Annotated in this window: 13 protein-coding genes and 1 pseudogene; 13 read left to right on the forward strand and 1 reads right to left on the reverse strand. The window is 64.0% G+C overall.

Translation table 11 applies throughout. The annotated features are described in order from the left end of the window. Nucleotides 1-35 precede the first annotated feature (35 nt). From argB to H9K76_RS02970, 13 genes and pseudogenes are all read left to right on the forward strand, one after another. Complete coding sequence (gene argB, locus H9K76_RS02910; protein WP_187598096.1) at nucleotides 36-926, forward strand: acetylglutamate kinase; 891 nt, start codon at nucleotides 36-38, stop codon at nucleotides 924-926. Between the two features lie 18 nt (nucleotides 927-944). Next, nucleotides 945-1,670: a response regulator gene (locus H9K76_RS02915; protein ID WP_187598097.1), complete on the forward strand. Its 726-nt coding sequence runs from the start codon at nucleotides 945-947 to the stop codon at nucleotides 1,668-1,670. 50 nt (nucleotides 1,671-1,720) lie between these two features. Beyond that, nucleotides 1,721-3,148, forward strand: a complete 1,428-nt coding sequence (locus H9K76_RS02920; RefSeq protein ID WP_187600429.1) for a sensor histidine kinase — start codon at nucleotides 1,721-1,723, stop codon at nucleotides 3,146-3,148. A gap of 88 nt (nucleotides 3,149-3,236) precedes the next feature. Further along, entirely contained in the window at nucleotides 3,237-3,887 is a 651-nt protein-coding gene (gene slmA / locus H9K76_RS02925; protein WP_187598098.1) for a nucleoid occlusion factor SlmA, read from the forward strand. A gap of 338 nt (nucleotides 3,888-4,225) precedes the next feature. Next, complete coding sequence (locus tag H9K76_RS02930) at nucleotides 4,226-4,894, forward strand: TetR/AcrR family transcriptional regulator (protein ID WP_187598099.1); 669 nt, start codon at nucleotides 4,226-4,228, stop codon at nucleotides 4,892-4,894. An 81-nt stretch (nucleotides 4,895-4,975) separates the two neighbouring features. Beyond that, a pseudogene (locus H9K76_RS02935) lies at nucleotides 4,976-6,771 on the forward strand (acyl-CoA dehydrogenase C-terminal domain-containing protein). 59 nt (nucleotides 6,772-6,830) lie between these two features. Beyond that, nucleotides 6,831-7,265: a DUF2147 domain-containing protein gene (locus tag H9K76_RS02940; protein ID WP_187598100.1), complete on the forward strand. Its 435-nt coding sequence runs from the start codon at nucleotides 6,831-6,833 to the stop codon at nucleotides 7,263-7,265. 189 nt (nucleotides 7,266-7,454) lie between these two features. Beyond that, complete coding sequence (locus tag H9K76_RS02945; protein WP_187598101.1) at nucleotides 7,455-9,857, forward strand: 3-hydroxyacyl-CoA dehydrogenase/enoyl-CoA hydratase family protein; 2,403 nt, start codon at nucleotides 7,455-7,457, stop codon at nucleotides 9,855-9,857. 28 nt (nucleotides 9,858-9,885) lie between these two features. After that, nucleotides 9,886-11,082: an acetyl-CoA C-acyltransferase gene (locus H9K76_RS02950; RefSeq protein WP_187598102.1), complete on the forward strand. Its 1,197-nt coding sequence runs from the start codon at nucleotides 9,886-9,888 to the stop codon at nucleotides 11,080-11,082. 317 nt (nucleotides 11,083-11,399) lie between these two features. Next, nucleotides 11,400-12,233, forward strand: a complete 834-nt coding sequence (locus H9K76_RS02955; protein ID WP_187598103.1) for an acyl-CoA thioesterase — start codon at nucleotides 11,400-11,402, stop codon at nucleotides 12,231-12,233. Between the two features lie 71 nt (nucleotides 12,234-12,304). Then, on the forward strand, nucleotides 12,305-13,081 hold the full coding sequence (locus tag H9K76_RS02960) for an enoyl-CoA hydratase (protein ID WP_187598104.1): 777 nt from the start codon (nucleotides 12,305-12,307) through the stop codon (nucleotides 13,079-13,081). Continuing rightward, on the forward strand, nucleotides 13,078-13,581 hold the full coding sequence (locus H9K76_RS02965) for a thioesterase family protein (protein ID WP_246475265.1): 504 nt from the start codon (nucleotides 13,078-13,080) through the stop codon (nucleotides 13,579-13,581). The genes H9K76_RS02960 and H9K76_RS02965 overlap by 4 nt, the downstream gene beginning before the upstream one ends. 373 nt (nucleotides 13,582-13,954) lie before the next feature. Then, a complete protein-coding gene (locus H9K76_RS02970) occupies nucleotides 13,955-14,545 on the forward strand; it encodes a bactofilin family protein (RefSeq protein WP_187598105.1) in 591 nt (196 codons plus the stop codon). A 121-nt stretch (nucleotides 14,546-14,666) separates the two neighbouring features. On the opposite strand, the gene H9K76_RS02975 is transcribed toward H9K76_RS02970, so the two are convergent. Then, nucleotides 14,667-15,092, reverse strand: coding sequence for an acyl-CoA thioesterase (locus H9K76_RS02975; RefSeq protein WP_187598106.1), 426 nt, complete (start codon nucleotides 15,090-15,092; stop codon nucleotides 14,667-14,669). Nucleotides 15,093-15,357: the final 265 nt, after the last annotated feature.

Genomic DNA, 15,357 nt, shown 5'->3' on the forward strand with positions numbered 1-15,357 from the left:
CCGATCTCCATTTGCTGCCGGACGGCCTTTCACCCATGAACGATCTTTCCTCGATTGCACCGCGCGACAAGGCCGAAATCCTGGCCCAGGCGCTCCCCTACATCCGCAAGTTCCATGGCAAGACCATGGTGATCAAGTACGGCGGCAATGCCATGACCGATCCCGAGTTGCAGGCTGACTTCGCCGAGGACGTGGTGCTGCTCAAGCTCGTGGGCATGAATCCGGTCGTGGTGCACGGCGGTGGGCCGCAGATCGAGACCGCGCTCAAGCGCCTGGGCAAGAAGGGCGAATTCGTTCAGGGCATGCGTGTGACCGACTCCGAAACCATGGAAGTGGTGGAGTGGGTGCTGGCCGGTGAGGTGCAGCAGGACATCGTCGGCCTGATCAACCAGGCGGGCGGCAAGGCCGTGGGCCTGACCGGGCGCGACGGAGGGCTGATCCGCGCCAAGAAGCTCAAGCTGCTGGACAACAAGGATCCCAGCATCGAACACGACGTCGGCCAGGTGGGTGATATCGTCGCCATCGACCCGAGCGTCGTGAAGGCGCTGCAGGACGACGCCTTCATTCCCGTCATCAGCCCGATCGGCTTCGGCGAGGAAAACGAGAGCTACAACATCAATGCCGATGTGGTGGCCAGCAAGCTGGCCTCCGTGCTGCAGGCGGAGAAGCTGGTGCTGCTCACCAACATTCCAGGCGTGCTCGACAAGGAAGGCAAGCTGCTGACCGAGCTGACCTCGCGCGAGATCGACGACCTCATCGAGGATGGCACCATCTCGGGCGGCATGCTGCCCAAGCTCGCGGGTGCCATCGATGCCGCCAAGAGCGGCGTGAATGCCGTGCATATCGTCGACGGCCGTGTGCCGCACTCCATGCTGCTGGAAATCCTGACCGATCAGGCCTACGGCACCATGATTCGCAGCTACTGATCCCCAGGCCCTTTTCGCATGCGGCTGCTGCTGGTCGAGGATGACGTCATGCTGGCCAGCGGCATCAAGCTCGGGCTGGGCGATGCCGGTTATGCGGTGGACTGGGTTGGCAGTGGCGAGCGCGCTGCGGAGGTGCTGGGCAAGGAGCACTTCGACGTGGCCGTGATCGACGTCGGCCTGCCCGGTATGGACGGCCTGGAGCTCACACGGCACCTGCGCCGGCCGGAGATGGTGAACCCGTCCATCCCGGTGCTGATTCTTACCGCACGCGATGCCCTGGAGGATCGTGTCCGGGGCCTCGACTGGGGCGCGGACGATTACATGCTCAAGCCCTATGAGCTGCCCGAGCTGCTGGCGCGGCTGCGGGCGTTGCTGCGCCGTTCGCAGGCCGCAACCACGGCGATTCTCTCGTTTGGTTCGCTGGAACTCGACACTGCGCGCCGCACCCTCAGCGTGCGCTCGCAGGTGGCAGAGGGCGCGGATGTGCCTGGTACGGCGCGGGCGGTGCTCGAGGTCGGCCCGCGCGAGTGGACGGTGCTGGAATATCTGATGGTGCACGCTCCCAAGCCCGCGAACAAGGAAAAGCTGCTGCAGGCGCTCACCGGCTGGGACCGCGAGATCACGCCGAACGCGGTGGAGGTCTACATCTCGCGCCTGCGCACCAAGCTCGAGCCGCATGGCGTCACGCTGCGCTCCATCCGCGGATTTGGCTATCGCCTCGAGCTGAGGCAGCCAGACACCTGATGGCTTTTCTTGCCACGCCGCAGGCAGGCTCCGACGCCGTCCCGTCCAGCATGCGGCTCACGCTGCGCAATCGCCTGCTGCTGTGGTTGCTGTTGCCACTCGTGCTGCTGGCGCTGGTGGGCAGCTGGGTCGAGTACCTCTGGGCCGATGAGGCAGCGAGCCGTGCGGACCAGCGCCTTGCGCGCCTGCTCACGCCGCTGGCCGATTCCGTTCTGGAAGTCACTCAGCCGGGCGAGTCGTCCTCGCTGGTGCTGATACTCGCGCCGCCGGTGGAGGAGTTCCTGCGCCAGGGGGCGGGCTTCACGGGCTTCAGCGTCTGGGACCTGAACGGCCGGGTGCGGCTGGGCGACGAATGGATCAAGACCACCGTTCCGCGCACCACGGAGCCCGAGTTCCACAGCATCGAGTACAACCAGACGCTCTACCGCGTTGCGCTTCAGCGTGGGCGCACGGCGGCCGGCGAGTTCGTGGTGGCGGTGGCCGACGGCTCCGACCCGAGCCAGCAATGGGGCCGGCAGGTGATATGGCGGGTGCTGCTGCCGCACCTGGTGCTGATCGCCTGCGCGGCCTGGGCGATCCATCTGGGCGTGCGGATTGCATTGCGGCCTCTCGTGGAACTGACGGAGGCCGTGGAACGACGCTCTCCGCGCGACCTGCAGCCGATCGACGAAGATCGCTCGCCACACGAGGTGCGGCCGCTGGTGCAGTCGCTCAACCATCTCTTCGCCTTAGTAGATGCGCAGGCCCAGGCGCAGCGCCGCTTCATTGCCGATGCGGCGCATCAGTTGAGGACACCGCTGGCGGGCCTGCAGTCGCAGGTGGAGGCCTGGGCGCTCGCCCCCCAGGCAATGCCTGCCCCGGCATCGGAGGCGTTGCCTGACGCGCGGGTGAGCATAGGTATCGAGCAGATCACCAAGCTGCGCGACGCTGCGCGCAGGACGTCGAAGCTCGCGCACCAGTTGCTTGCGCTCTCGCGCGTCGAGCAGCCGGACCTGCTGGGTGGCTCATCGGCCCCCGGTGTGGATCTGAAGACGCTGTGCGAGCAGACGCTGGAAGACCACCTGGATGCGGCCATGGCCAAGGGGATTGATCTCGGCCTGGAAGCCAATCCGGTGCAGGTGCGCGGCCATGACTGGCTGCTGCGCGAGCTCCTCGCCAATCTGGTGGACAACGCGATCAAGTATTCGCGCGCCCACGGCAGCGTCACCATCCGCTGCTGTTTGGAGCAGATCGACGGTCTCGACGTGCCTGTGCTCGAAGTGGAGGACGACGGCCCCGGCATCACGGCGCAGGAGCGGCTGCGCCTGGTCGAGCGTTTCTATCGCGGGGAGTCGGCTGCCGCCTGTGCGGTCGAAGGCTCGGGACTGGGCCTGTCGATTGCTGACGAAATTGCACGTTTGCACGGAGCGGTCTTGGTTTTTGACAATAATGAAGGCAAGAGTGGATTGCGCGTTTCAGTGCGCTTCGCAAGAACTTGAACTTGCGTGCCAGTGAGGAATGCCCGCTTTCTCCGAAAGCGGGTATGCGAAAATTCTTATTACAACTGTTGCGAATAAACAAACCCCCATGTCCTCAGTAGAAGAAACCGATGTCGTTTCCCCCGTGCAGGCCCCTGTGCGCAAGCGTCCCCGTCCCGGAGAGCGCCGCGTGCAGATCCTGCAGGCGCTTGCCGCCATGCTGGAGCAGCCGGGAGCCGAGCGCATCACTACTGCGGCCCTGGCTGCACGACTGGAAGTCAGCGAAGCGGCGCTCTATCGGCATTTCGCCAGCAAGGCGCAGATGTTCGAAGGCTTGATCGAATTCATCGAAAGCAGTGTGTTCACCCTGATCAATCGCATCACCGAGGCCGGTGCTGAACCGGGCGATGGCGCCAACCGAGGCACGCAGCAGGCGCTGCGCATTGCTGCGATGGTGCTGCAGTTCGCCGAGCGCAATCCCGGAATGGTCAAGGTGATGATCGGCGATGCGCTGGTGCATGAGAACGAGCGCCTGCAGCAGCGCATGAACCTGTTCTTCGACAAGATCGAGGCTGCCCTGCGCCAGTGCCTGCGCGACGGCGCCGACAGCGCGGGCTCGAGCACGCCCAGCGCCGACGCTCAACTGCGCGCAGCGCTGCTGGGGGACCTGATGCGCGGGCGCCTGCTGCGTTTCGTGCGCTCGGGCTTCAAGACCTCTCCCGCCTCAGACACGCAGGTACTGCTGGCAGTGCTCCACTGAGGCACTGACCTCCTCCATGCCCGGACTGCGGAAAGACGCTGCCCTGGCATGAACTTTCCCGCCGGTTGTGGGTATTCCCGGGGCCGGTGCGGCACTGTTCCTCACACTTTATTGCTCGCATGCATATGCCGTCCCAGCCTGTCGACGGTATGAGGCGGCGCTATGGGTGTTTCCTGCTCACAACTGATGGGTCGATAGTCAGAGCGCCGATTTCAGGGTAGGAGCCTGCGCGTGCGCACCAAGGGTTTTCCCGATTTTTACGAGAAGATAGGGGTGGACTCTGGCATTGGAGAAAACTTTTGTGCAAAATAGCACGATCGTTCTTTTTATTGACCAGCATGGCCACTTCCACCCCAACCCGCAAGACTGCGCGCGCTCCCGCGAGCCGCGAAGGCCGGGTGCTGCACAAGGGGCAGCAGACCAAGGCCACCATCGTCGAGGCCGCGCTGGGCCTTGCCACGCACATCGGGCTTGAAGGCCTTTCCATCGGTGCGCTGGCCGATGTCACGGGCATGAGCAAATCCGGCGTGTTCGCCCACTTCGGCTCGCGCGAGGAACTGCAGATTTCCGTCATCCGCGAGTATCACACGCGTTTCGAGCAGGAAGTTTTCTATCCGGCGATGACCGCACCGCGCGGCCTGCCGCGCCTGCGTGCGATGTTCGACAACTGGATGAAGCGCACGTCCATCGAGCTGGACTCGGGCTGCATCTACATCAGCGGGGCCGTCGAGTTCGATGACCGCGCAGGTCCGGTGCGTGACGCACTCGCCAACTCGGTCCTCACCTGGCATGCAGCGATGAAGCGCGCCATCGAGCAATGCGCCGAGTGCGGCCAGCTCAAGGTCGACGTGGATGCCGAGCAGATGCTGTTCGAGATCCACGGCCTGATTCTCGCCCTGCACTACGAGGCCCGATTCCTGCGCACGCCCGGCTCGATCAAGCGCGCGGTGGGTGGCTTCAACAGCATCCTGCTGCGCTACGGCGCCGACCCTGTCGCCGCCGCATGACGGCAGGCGCCAGACAGTCTTCCGAATCCGCGTCCACGATCCTTTTCTTCAGTTCATTCACATCACCTTTCTGGAGTCCACATGCCTACCTACACGCCGCCACTCCGTGACATGCAATTCCTCATGCACGAGGTCTTCAAGATCGCCGACGACTACAAGCAGATGACGGCGTACGCCGAGGTGGACGCCGACACCATCAACGCCGTGCTCGAGGAAGCCGGCAAGTTCGCCGCCAACGTGACTTTCCCGCTGAACATCAGCGGCGACGAGGAAGGCTGCACGCTCGACAAGAGCACGAACGAGGTGAAGACCCCGCGGGCTTCAAGGAAGCGTACAAGCAGTTCGTAGAAGGCGGCTGGCCGGCGCTGTCATGCGACCCCAACTACGGCGGGCAAGGCCTGCCTTTTGTGGTCAATTCGGCGCTCTACGAAATGCTCAACAGCGCCAATCAGGCATGGACCATGTATCCCGGCCTCTCGCACGGCGCCTATGAAGCCCTGCACGCCTATGGCACGGAAGAGCAGAAGAAAACCTACCTGCCCAAGCTCACCAGCGGCGAATGGACCGGCACGATGTGCCTGACCGAGCCGCATTGCGGCACCGACCTGGGCCTGCTGCGCACCAAGGCTGAACCGCAGGCCGACGGCACCTACAAGATCACCGGCAACAAGATCTTCATCAGCGCCGGCGAACACGACATGGCGGACAACATCGTGCACCTGGTGCTGGCCCGCCTGCCCGATGCGCCGCAGGGCTCCAAGGGCATCAGCCTGTTCGTGGTTCCCAAGTACCACGTGAAGGCCGACGGCTCGCTGGGCGAGCGCAACCCGATCTTCTGCGGGGCGCTCGAACACAAGATGGGCATCCACGGCAACTCCACCGCGCAGATCAATATCGACGGCGCCATCGGCACCCTGGTGGGCGAGCCCAACAAGGGCCTGCAGGCCATGTTCGTGATGATGAACGCGGCACGCCTGGGCGTGGGCAACCAGTCCCTGGGCCTCAACGAAGTGGCCTACCAGAACGCGCTGGCCTACGCCAAGGACCGCCTGCAGATGCGCAGCCTGTCGGGCGTGAAGGCCAAGGACAAGCCCGCTGACCCGATCATCGTGCACCCCGACGTGCGCCGCATGCTGCTGACCGCCAAGGCCTATGCAGAAGGCGGCCGCGCACTGATCACCTACACGGCCTTCCTGATCGACAAGGAACTGAACCACACCGACGAGAAGGTGCGCAAGGACAGCGCCGACCTCGTGGCGCTGCTCACACCCATCGTGAAGGCGTTCGTCACCGACAACGGCTGGGCCGCCACCATGATGAGCCAGCAGGTCTACGGCGGCCATGGCTTCATCAAGGAATGGGGCATGGAGCAGTTCATGCGTGACGCGCGCATCAACATGATCTACGAAGGCACGAACGGCATCCAGGCGCTGGACCTGCTGGGTCGCAAGATCCTCTCCAACCAGGGCGCAACCCTGCGCAAGTTCGGCAAGCTGGTCGCGCAACTGGTGGAAGAGGAAGGCGTGAACGAGAAGATGGCCGAGTTCATCAACCCGATCGCGATGCTGGGCGACCAGATGACCAAGTTCACCACCGAGATCGGCTTCAAGGGCATGCAGAACCCCGACGAAGTGGGCGCGGCTTCCGTGGACTACCTGCGCGTTGCGGGCCACCTCGTGTTTGGCTATTTCTTCGCCCGCATGGCGCAGGTTGCGCTGCGCGAAATCGCCAATGGCAACACCGATCCGTTCTACCAGGGCAAGCTGCAGACCGCACGCTTCTACTTCGCCAAGCTGTTCCCCGAGACTGCTTCGCTGATGCGCACAGCGCGCGCCGGTTCGAAGTCGTTGATGGATACGGACGCGGCACTGGCCTGATGGTCCGTGCGTTGCCTGAAACCTGATTGCCAGATGAGCATCTTTGCGATGGAGGCTTTATGAAAACCCTGTTTGCAGCCGCGTTGGGCCTGGCCATGGCCGTACCTGCGTTCGCACAAATGTCCCCGGCAGGCGTGTGGCGCAGCGTGGATGACAAGACCGGTGAAGCCAAGGCGGAAATCCGCATCACCGATGAAGCCGACGGCCTTCATGGCCGCATCGAGAAGCTGCTCAAGAAAGGGGCCGATCCGGCAGCCCTGTGCGTCGAATGCAAGGACGACCGCAAGGACAAGCCCATGATCGGGCTGGAGATCATCCGTGGCGGCAAGAAGGAAGCCGACAAGGAGGTGTGGTCCGGCGGCAAGATCATCGACCCCGAGAACGGCAAGGAATACCGCGCGAGCCTCACCCCCGTTGAAGGTGGTGCGAAGCTCGAGGTGCGCGGTTTCCTTGGTCCTTTCTGGCGGACCCAGACGTGGCAGCGCGTGAACTGACTATGAAACACCCCCTGAGTCGCTACGCGCCTTCCCCCTCCAGGGGGACGACGCCAGCGCGGCGGGGCGGCCCTTGCGCGGCGTCCGCTGGCATGGCCTGCTCCGCGGCCCTCGGCGCAGTGGCGGGCGAGCCGTGTCCTGCTGTGGCATGAGCCAAGCGAAGTGTGGAATTTCTGAGGAACCAACAATATGTCTAGATTCCAGGTGAAGAAAGTCGCCGTGCTCGGCGCGGGCGTGATGGGTGCGCAGATCGCTGCCCATCTCGTCAATGTGAAAGTCCCCGTCATCCTGTTCGACCTGCCTGCCAAGGAAGGCCCGAAGAGCGCGATTGCCGAGAAGGCGATCGCCAACCTCAAGAAGCTCAAGCCATCACCGATTGGCGTGGCCGAAGATGCCGACCTGATCCAGCCCGCCAACTACGAAGAGCACATGAAGCTGCTCAAGGGCTGCGACCTCATCATCGAGGCCATTGCCGAGCGCATGGACTGGAAGCTCGACCTGTACCACAAGATCGCGCCGTTCGTCGCCAAGACGGCGCTCGTGGCATCGAACACGTCGGGCCTGTCGATCACCAAGCTGTCCGAGGCGCTGCCGGATGCGATCAAGCCGCGCTTCTGCGGCATCCACTTCTTCAACCCGCCGCGCTACATGCAGCTGGTGGAACTGATCAACACGCCCACGACCAACGCCGAGGTGCTCGACCAGCTCGAGACCTTCGTCACCTCGACGCTCGGCAAGGGCGTGGTGCGTGCGCATGACACGCCCAACTTCATCGCCAACCGCATCGGCATCGCAGGCATGCTCTCGACGATGAAGCAGGCCGAGAATTTCGGCCTCTCGTTCGACGTGGTGGATGACCTCACCGGCAAGAAGCTGGGCCGCGCGTCGAGCGGCACCTTCCGTACGGCGGACGTGGTGGGTCTGGACACCATGGCCCACGTGATCAAGACGCTGCAGGACAACCTGAGCCTGGAGACCGATCCGTTCTACGGCAACTTCGGAACGCCCGCGGTGCTGCAGAAGCTGCTGGATCTGAAGAACCTCGGCCAGAAGACCAAGGCCGGTTTCTTCAAGAAGGTCGGCCGCGACATCCTGCAGTTCGAGCTCGACAGCGAGGAATACATCCCCGCAGGCCAGAAGAGCGACGAGGTCTACGGCCGCATGCTCAAGAAGCCCGCCGGCGAGCGCCTCAAGCTGCTGCGCAACGCGGAAGGCGCACAGGGTCGCTTCCTGTGGGCGATCCTGCGCGACAGTTTCCACTACGCTGCGATCCACCTGGAGCACATCGCCGATACCGCGCGCGACGTGGACCAGGCCATGCGCTGGGGCTTCGGTATGAAGCAGGGCCCGTTCGAGCTGTGGCAGGAGGCCGGCTGGCTCGATGTGGCGAAGATGGTGCAGGAAGACATCGACGCGGGCAAGGCGCTGACCAAGGCACCGTTGCCCCAATGGGTGTTCGAGGGTCCGGTGGCCGAGGCCGGCGGCGTGCACACGGCGCAGGGTTCGTGGAGTCCCGCACAGAAGAAGTTCGTTCCACGCCGCGAGCTGCCGGTGTACCAGCGCCAGATCTTCCCCGAGAAGCTGCTGGGCGAGGACAGCCTGCCCGACTGGAAGACCGCGGGCACGACGATTTCGGAAACCAAGGCGCTGCGCACCTGGACGCTCGACGGCGAGGTGTTGATTGCCAGCATCAAGAACAAGATGCATGCCATCAGCCCCGAGGTCATGGAAGGCCTCGTGGAAGCCGTGGACGTTGCCGAGAGCGACTTCAAGGCGATGGTGATCTGGTCCGGTGACGCACCGTTCAGCGTGGGTGCCGACCTCGAGGCGACGATGCCTGCATTCGTCGTGGGTGGCGCCGAGGCGATCGAGAGCATCGAGCAGGAACTGCAGAACATGATGCTGCGCATGCGCTATGCGCAGGTGCCGGTGGTGGCTGCGATCCACGGCATGGCGCTGGGCGGTGGTTGCGAGCTGTCGGTGTATTCCGCGCGCCGCGTGGCGCACATGGAGAGCTACATCGGCCTCGTCGAGGTCGGCGTGGGCCTGGTGCCGGGCGCAGGCGGTCTCACCTACATCGCGCGCCGCGCCGCCGAAAACGCGACGACCAGCACGGGCAAGGACCTGTTGCCCTTCCTCACCGAAGGCTTCACCGCGGCGGCGATGGCCAAGGTCGGCACGAGCGCCATCGAGTCGCGCAAGCTGGGCTACCTGCTGGACAGCGACATCATCGTTGCGCACAAGGATGAGCTGCTCCATGTGGCGATCAACGAAGCCCGCTCCATGGCCAACGCCGGCTGGCGCGCGCCGCTGGCACGCACCTTCCCGGTCGCGGGCCGCAGCGGCATCGCCACCATCCGTGGTTCGCTGGTGAACATGCGCGACGGCGGCTTCATCAGCGAGTTCGACCAGCACATCGCGACACTGATCGCCGAAGTGGTGTGCGGCGGGGATGTCGATACCGGCACGCTCGTCGACGAGCAATACCTGATGAAGCTGGAGCGCAAGGCGTTCACGCACCTGATCGCGCACCCGAAGACACATGAGCGCATCCTCGGAATGCTCAACACTGGCAAGCCAGTGCGGAACTGATGAACGCGTCACGCAAGGAGTACTCAACATGAAACAACAGCAAGACGCCTACATCGTTGCCGCGACGCGCACGCCGATCGGCCGCTCGCACAAGGGCTTTTTCCGCAACTACCGCCCCGACGACCTGCTCGCGACGATCCTGAAGTCGGCGCTGGCGCAGGTGCCCAGCCTCGATCCCCAGGCCATCGAGGACATCATCTGCGGCTGCGCGATCCCCGAGGCGCAGCAGGGCCTGAATGTGGCGCGCATCGGCGCGGTGCTGGCGGGATTGCCGACCAGCGTGGGCGGCATCACCGTCAACCGCTTTTGCGCCTCCGGCCTGTCGGCCGTAGCCATGGCCGCTGACCGCATCCGCGTAGGCGAGGCCGACGTGATGATTGCCGCCGGTGTGGAGAGCATGAGCATGGTGCCGATGATGGGCAACGCGCCGTCGCTCTCGCCCTCGATCTTCGAGCGCGATGGGGATGTGGGCATTGCCTACGGCATGGGGCTGACCGCGGAGAAGGTCGCCCAGCAATGGAAGGTGACGCGCGAGGCGCAGGACGCATTCGCGCTCGAATCGCACCGGCGCGCGATCGCGGCGCAACAGGCCGGTGAGTTTGCCGGCGAGATCACGCCCATCGATGTGATCGATCGCGGCCTCGATCTCGCCAAGGGCGACATCATCACCAGCACACGCACCGTGAGTCTCGACGAAGGCCCGCGCCCCGACACCTCGCTCGAAGGCCTGGCCAAGCTGCGCACCGTGTTCGCGGCGCGCGGCTCGGTCACGGCGGGCAACAGTTCGCAGACCAGCGACGGCGCGGGGGCGCTGATCCTGGCCAGCGAAGCTGCAGTCAAGCGCTTCGGCCTGACGCCGCTGGCGCGCTTCGTGAGCTATGCCAGCAAGGGCGTGCCGCCCGAGATCATGGGCATCGGCCCGATCGAGGCCATCCCTGCGGCGCTGCGCTATGCGGGCCTGAAGCAGGACGACATGGACTGGATCGAGCTGAACGAAGCCTTCGCGGCGCAGTCGCTCGCGGTGATCAACACGCTGGGGCTCGACATGTCCAAGGTGAACCCCATGGGCGGCGCGATTGCCCTCGGCCACCCGCTGGGCGCCACCGGTGCGATCCGCTCGGCCACCGTCGTGCATGCGTTGCAGCGCAAGAAGCTCAAGTACGGCATGGTGACCATGTGCGTGGGCATGGGGCAGGGCGCAGCCGGTATTTTCGAAAGAGTGTGAGGGCACACCCCCTGAGGCGCTTCGCGCCTTCCCCCTCTCTCGCTTCGCGGGAGGGGGACACAGCCAGCGCGGCGGGGCGGCCCTTGCGCGGCTGCCGCTGGCATGGCCTGCTCCGCGGCCTTCTGATCTTTACCGCCGTGGTGACTTTGATGCCATGCCCTGGCTCTCGCTTCGGAGCTGTGGCACAGCCGGAACGGTGGGTGGCCCTTGCGCGGCAGTTGCTGGCGTGGACTCGCTTGCATGCGTGGCATTCCAAGTCACCATGATGACGCACGGATCCCGCAATTGCCGTCACACTTGAGAGCATGATTGCGAACATGACACACCAAGCAACGACTCATCCCCTGGACGACGCGCTGGCACTGCAAGCCAGGGACAACGGCGTCTTTGTCGGCCACACGACACAGGCCTACTGGAACATGGTGGGGCCGTTCGGCGGCATCACGGCGGCGTCGATGCTGCAGGCGGTGATGCAGCATCCGCAGTTGCTGGGTGAGCCGATTTCGCTCACGGTGAATTTTGCAGGTGCGGTGATGGAGGGCGACTTCACCATCCGAGCCAACCCGGTGCGCACCAATCGTTCGACCCAGCACTGGATGCTCACGCTCGAGCAGCCGGGCCCGGACGGCCAGATGATGGTGGCGACCACGGCAACGGTTGTGACGGCGGTTCGTCGCGAGACCTGGAGCGTGTCGGATTGCCCCATGCCCAAGGTGCCCGATGCATCCCACTTCGAACGTGCTGCACCCGACTTTCCCGCGCAGTGGCTCAATGCGTATGACATGCGGCCCGTGACCGGCAACTTTCCGAAAGCCTGGGACGGCGGTGGCGATGCCAGTCTGTCGCAACTCTGGGTGCGCGACATGCCCGAGCGCTCGCTCGACTTCGTGTCGCTGGCGGCGGCGTCCGACCTGTTCTTCCCACGCATCTGGCTGCGCCGCGCCAAGCGCGTGCCGATTGGCACCGTGTCGATCACCACCTACTTTCATGCCACCGGCGCGCAATTGGCGCAGACCGGCAGCAGCTATCTGTTCGCCCAGGCCCAGGCCCAGGAATTGCGCAACGGCTTCTTCGACCAGACGGCACAATTGTGGAATGCCGAAGGCCTGATGCTCGCCACCAGCAACCAGATCGTTTACTACAAGGAGTGAACGCACAGGTACGGCATCACTGCCGGGCCGCCGCGTTTTCCGTCCATTTTCCTCTTTGGAGCTTCATTTCCATGACCACGCCCGCTCAGGACATTCTGGTGCACCACGAACAAGGTGTCACCACGATCACATTCAATCGCGTCGACAAGAAGAACTCCCTCACCGCATCGATGTACTCGGCGCTGGCGGATGCGCTGGAAAACGCCAACGCGGACGCGGCCACACGCGTCGTGGTGTTCCAGGGCGACGTGGCCATCTTCAGCGCGGGCAACGACATCGGCGATTTCCTCAAGCGCCCGCCGGTCACGACGGACGCGCCGGTGTTCCGCTTCCTGCGCGTGCTGGCCACGTTTCCCAAGCCCTTGCTCGCGGCCGTCTGCGGGCCCGCCGTGGGAATCGGCACCACCATGCTCTTCCATTGCGACCTGGTCTATGCGGGCGACAACGCGGCGTTCTCGATGCCGTTCGTGAACCTGGGCGTGTGCCCTGAGGCGGGTTCGAGCCTGCTCGCACCCCAGATGCTGGGTTACCACCGCGCGGCAGAGGCGCTGCTGCTGGGCGAGCCCTTCATGGCGGAGGCCGCGCTGGAGGTGGGCCTGGTCAACCGCGTGGTACCGCCGACGGAGTGCAACATGGTCACGCAGATGCAGGCGAGGAAGCTCGCCGCGAAATCGCTGGCCTCGCTGATGGAGACCAAGCGCCTCCTCAAGAAGACGAACACTGAGGAGCTGCTCGGGCGCATCGACGAGGAAGCGGCCAGCTTCGGCCGCATGCTTGGCGAACCGGCGGCCAGGGAGGCCTTCACGGCCTTCATGGAAAAGCGTGCTCCCGACTTCAGCAAGCTGTGAGCACGGCGACGGGCGGTGATCTGCAGGTGGCGCCCGTACCTGCGGAGTTCGAGCCGGAGTTCGTCGAGGCGCTCACCGACGTCTTCGAGCGCCAGATTGCCTTCAACCAGGTGATCGGCCTCGAGATCGTGCGCATTGCGCCTGCGGGCGTGGAGGCGCGCATCGGCATGAAGCCGGAGCTGGTCGGCCACTTCGCCTACAACCGCGTGCACGGTGGCGTGATCAGTGCGGCGCTGGACGCGATGGCCGGACTCGCAGTCATGGCCGCCATCGGTGCCCGGCATATGGACGAGCCGCCAGCGCGGCGTCTGCAGCGCTTCGCGAAACTGGGCACCATCGATCTGCGCATCGACTATCTGCGTCCCGCCATCGGAACGTATTTCAAGCAGAAGGCCCAGGTGCTGCGCCTGGGGTCGCGAGTCGCCACGGTGCGCATGGAGTTCCTCTCAGCACAGGACGAACTGCTGTCCGTCGGGACGGCCTCGTACATCGTTTCCTGACAAACGCCCCGATGTGCGCCGATGAACGCGGGTCTTCATGTGTGCCGCTGCAAGCCTTGCAAGGCGATGCAACTTTTGAGCGTTTTGGTTACTCCTCTTTCGGAACAAGACGGTTCATTCGATTCAAATCTCATTACGATTTCTCGCGGTTGGGTACGCGGGTGTTTCGGGGCTGTCGGGTTCTGTTGCAACCGGTGCGTCATGCATGCGGCGGGCATTGGGCACGTGCGGATGCATCGGCAGGTGCAGCAACGAGCTTGACCCGTTTGTCGGGGCTTGTTTGACGCTGTACTTGCAAGTCGCGTAAGGTACCTGTCGACTGAATGAATCTTGGCCGATTCCGGCAAGTGTGTTAATTCCCCAAGGAGAACCGATGGCTGTGCAAAACCCATTTTTTGGCAAACGTGATTCCGATGTGCTGCAACCCCGGCAGCCAGGCTCGGTACTGGGTGGTGGCGCTTCCACCGTGGGCAGCAACTCTGCCGTAAACTCCTCGACTTCTTCCACTGGACTCGGATCCGTCGTGAGCAAAACCGCAACCAGCGTCTCCAATGAATCCGCCGGCAGCAAGCTGACGGTCGGCCCCAACATCAAGCTCAAGGGCGTCGAGATCACCGACTGCGACACGTTGGTTGTGGAGGGCACGGTCGAAGCGACCATGGATTCCCGCGTGATCCAGATCGCAGAGCAAGGGGCATTCCGGGGTTCCGCAGAAATCGACATCGCCGAGATTCATGGCCAGTTCGACGGCACGCTGACGGTGCGTGACAAGCTGGTGATCTACAGCACCGGCAAGGTCAGCGGCAAGATCCGCTACGGCAAGGTGGTGATCGAGGAGGGCGGCCAGCTCTCCGGCGAAATCGAGGCCGGCATCGGCAACGCATCGCGCTCTGCGTCATCTGCTGCGACATCGTCTGCTTCGTCAAACAGCACCAGCACATCCTCCGCGGCCGCAGCTTCCTGATGAAGCATCTGGGCGGCTGATTCGGGTTTGCCGACGGCCGCAGCTTCCAAAGACGAAGCTCGAAAGAAAAAGGCGATGCATGTCGAATGCATCGCCTTTTTGCCTTCTGCAGGTACGCTGTTTACCGGCCTGTCGGCTTGGGGAGAGGGCGCGGGTGGCCGTTATCGTCGATCGCCACGTAGGTCAGCGTGGCCTCGGTCACCTTGATGTGCTGGCCCTGCAGCGACATGCGCTCGGCGAAGACCTCCACATCCACTGCAATCGACGTATTGCCAATGCGCGTGATGCGCGCATAGAACGAGAGAATGTCGCCGACGCGCACGGGTTGCTTGAAGACGAATTCGTTGACGGCCACGGTGGCCACGCGGCCCTGGGCAATGCGAGCTGGCAGTACCGAACCTGCCAGGTCGACCTGGGCCATCACCCAGCCGCCGAAGATATCGCCGTTGCTGTTGGTGTCCGCGGGCATGGGAATGACGCGCAGCACCAGTTCCTTGTCGGAAGGCAGTTCGGGCGTGATGATGCGCAGGGTTTCTGGATCGGTCATGGTTGTTGTTGTCATGTAAGCGGTTCGACACTGTTGCCGCAAATGGCGCAACAGTTACTAGGGTAAACCCTTATTATTTCGCAACCAAGTCACTCGCGCAGCCGGGCTGCGCATCAGCCTTAATGAGGGTGCAGTCTTTCGCCTTGCGCGTGTATCTGCCGCTGCCTGTGCGCGTGGGTGCTCTTCGGGGGACAATCCCGGGGACCCTCTGCCCATCCCGATCCGCGCCAACTGCCAGGCGATCGATGCGTGCAGAAGCACCCCA

The sequence above is a fragment of the Diaphorobacter ruginosibacter genome (genome assembly GCF_014395975.1).
Classification (GTDB): Bacteria; Pseudomonadota; Gammaproteobacteria; order Burkholderiales; family Burkholderiaceae_C; genus Diaphorobacter_A; species Diaphorobacter_A ruginosibacter.

Bases quoted from the DNA above. Each gene is read 5' to 3' on its own strand.
- H9K76_RS02920 (WP_187600429.1), top strand. From the start codon at position 1,721: ATGCGGCTCACGCTGCGCAATCGCCTGCTGCTGTGGTTGCTGTTGCCA.
- H9K76_RS02960 (WP_187598104.1), top strand. From the start codon at position 12,305: ATGACCACGCCCGCTCAGGACATTCTGGTGCACCACGAACAAGGTGTC.
- H9K76_RS02915 (WP_187598097.1), top strand. From the start codon at position 945: ATGCGGCTGCTGCTGGTCGAGGATGACGTCATGCTGGCCAGCGGCATC.
- H9K76_RS02970 (WP_187598105.1), top strand. From the start codon at position 13,955: ATGGCTGTGCAAAACCCATTTTTTGGCAAACGTGATTCCGATGTGCTG.
- H9K76_RS02975 (WP_187598106.1), bottom strand. From the start codon at position 15,092: ATGACCGATCCAGAAACCCTGCGCATCATCACGCCCGAACTGCCTTCC.
- H9K76_RS02945 (WP_187598101.1), top strand. From the start codon at position 7,455: ATGTCTAGATTCCAGGTGAAGAAAGTCGCCGTGCTCGGCGCGGGCGTG.
- argB (WP_187598096.1), top strand. From the start codon at position 36: ATGAACGATCTTTCCTCGATTGCACCGCGCGACAAGGCCGAAATCCTG.
- slmA (WP_187598098.1), top strand. From the start codon at position 3,237: ATGTCCTCAGTAGAAGAAACCGATGTCGTTTCCCCCGTGCAGGCCCCT.
- H9K76_RS02930 (WP_187598099.1), top strand. From the start codon at position 4,226: ATGGCCACTTCCACCCCAACCCGCAAGACTGCGCGCGCTCCCGCGAGC.
- H9K76_RS02950 (WP_187598102.1), top strand. From the start codon at position 9,886: ATGAAACAACAGCAAGACGCCTACATCGTTGCCGCGACGCGCACGCCG.
- H9K76_RS02955 (WP_187598103.1), top strand. From the start codon at position 11,400: ATGACACACCAAGCAACGACTCATCCCCTGGACGACGCGCTGGCACTG.
- H9K76_RS02940 (WP_187598100.1), top strand. From the start codon at position 6,831: ATGAAAACCCTGTTTGCAGCCGCGTTGGGCCTGGCCATGGCCGTACCT.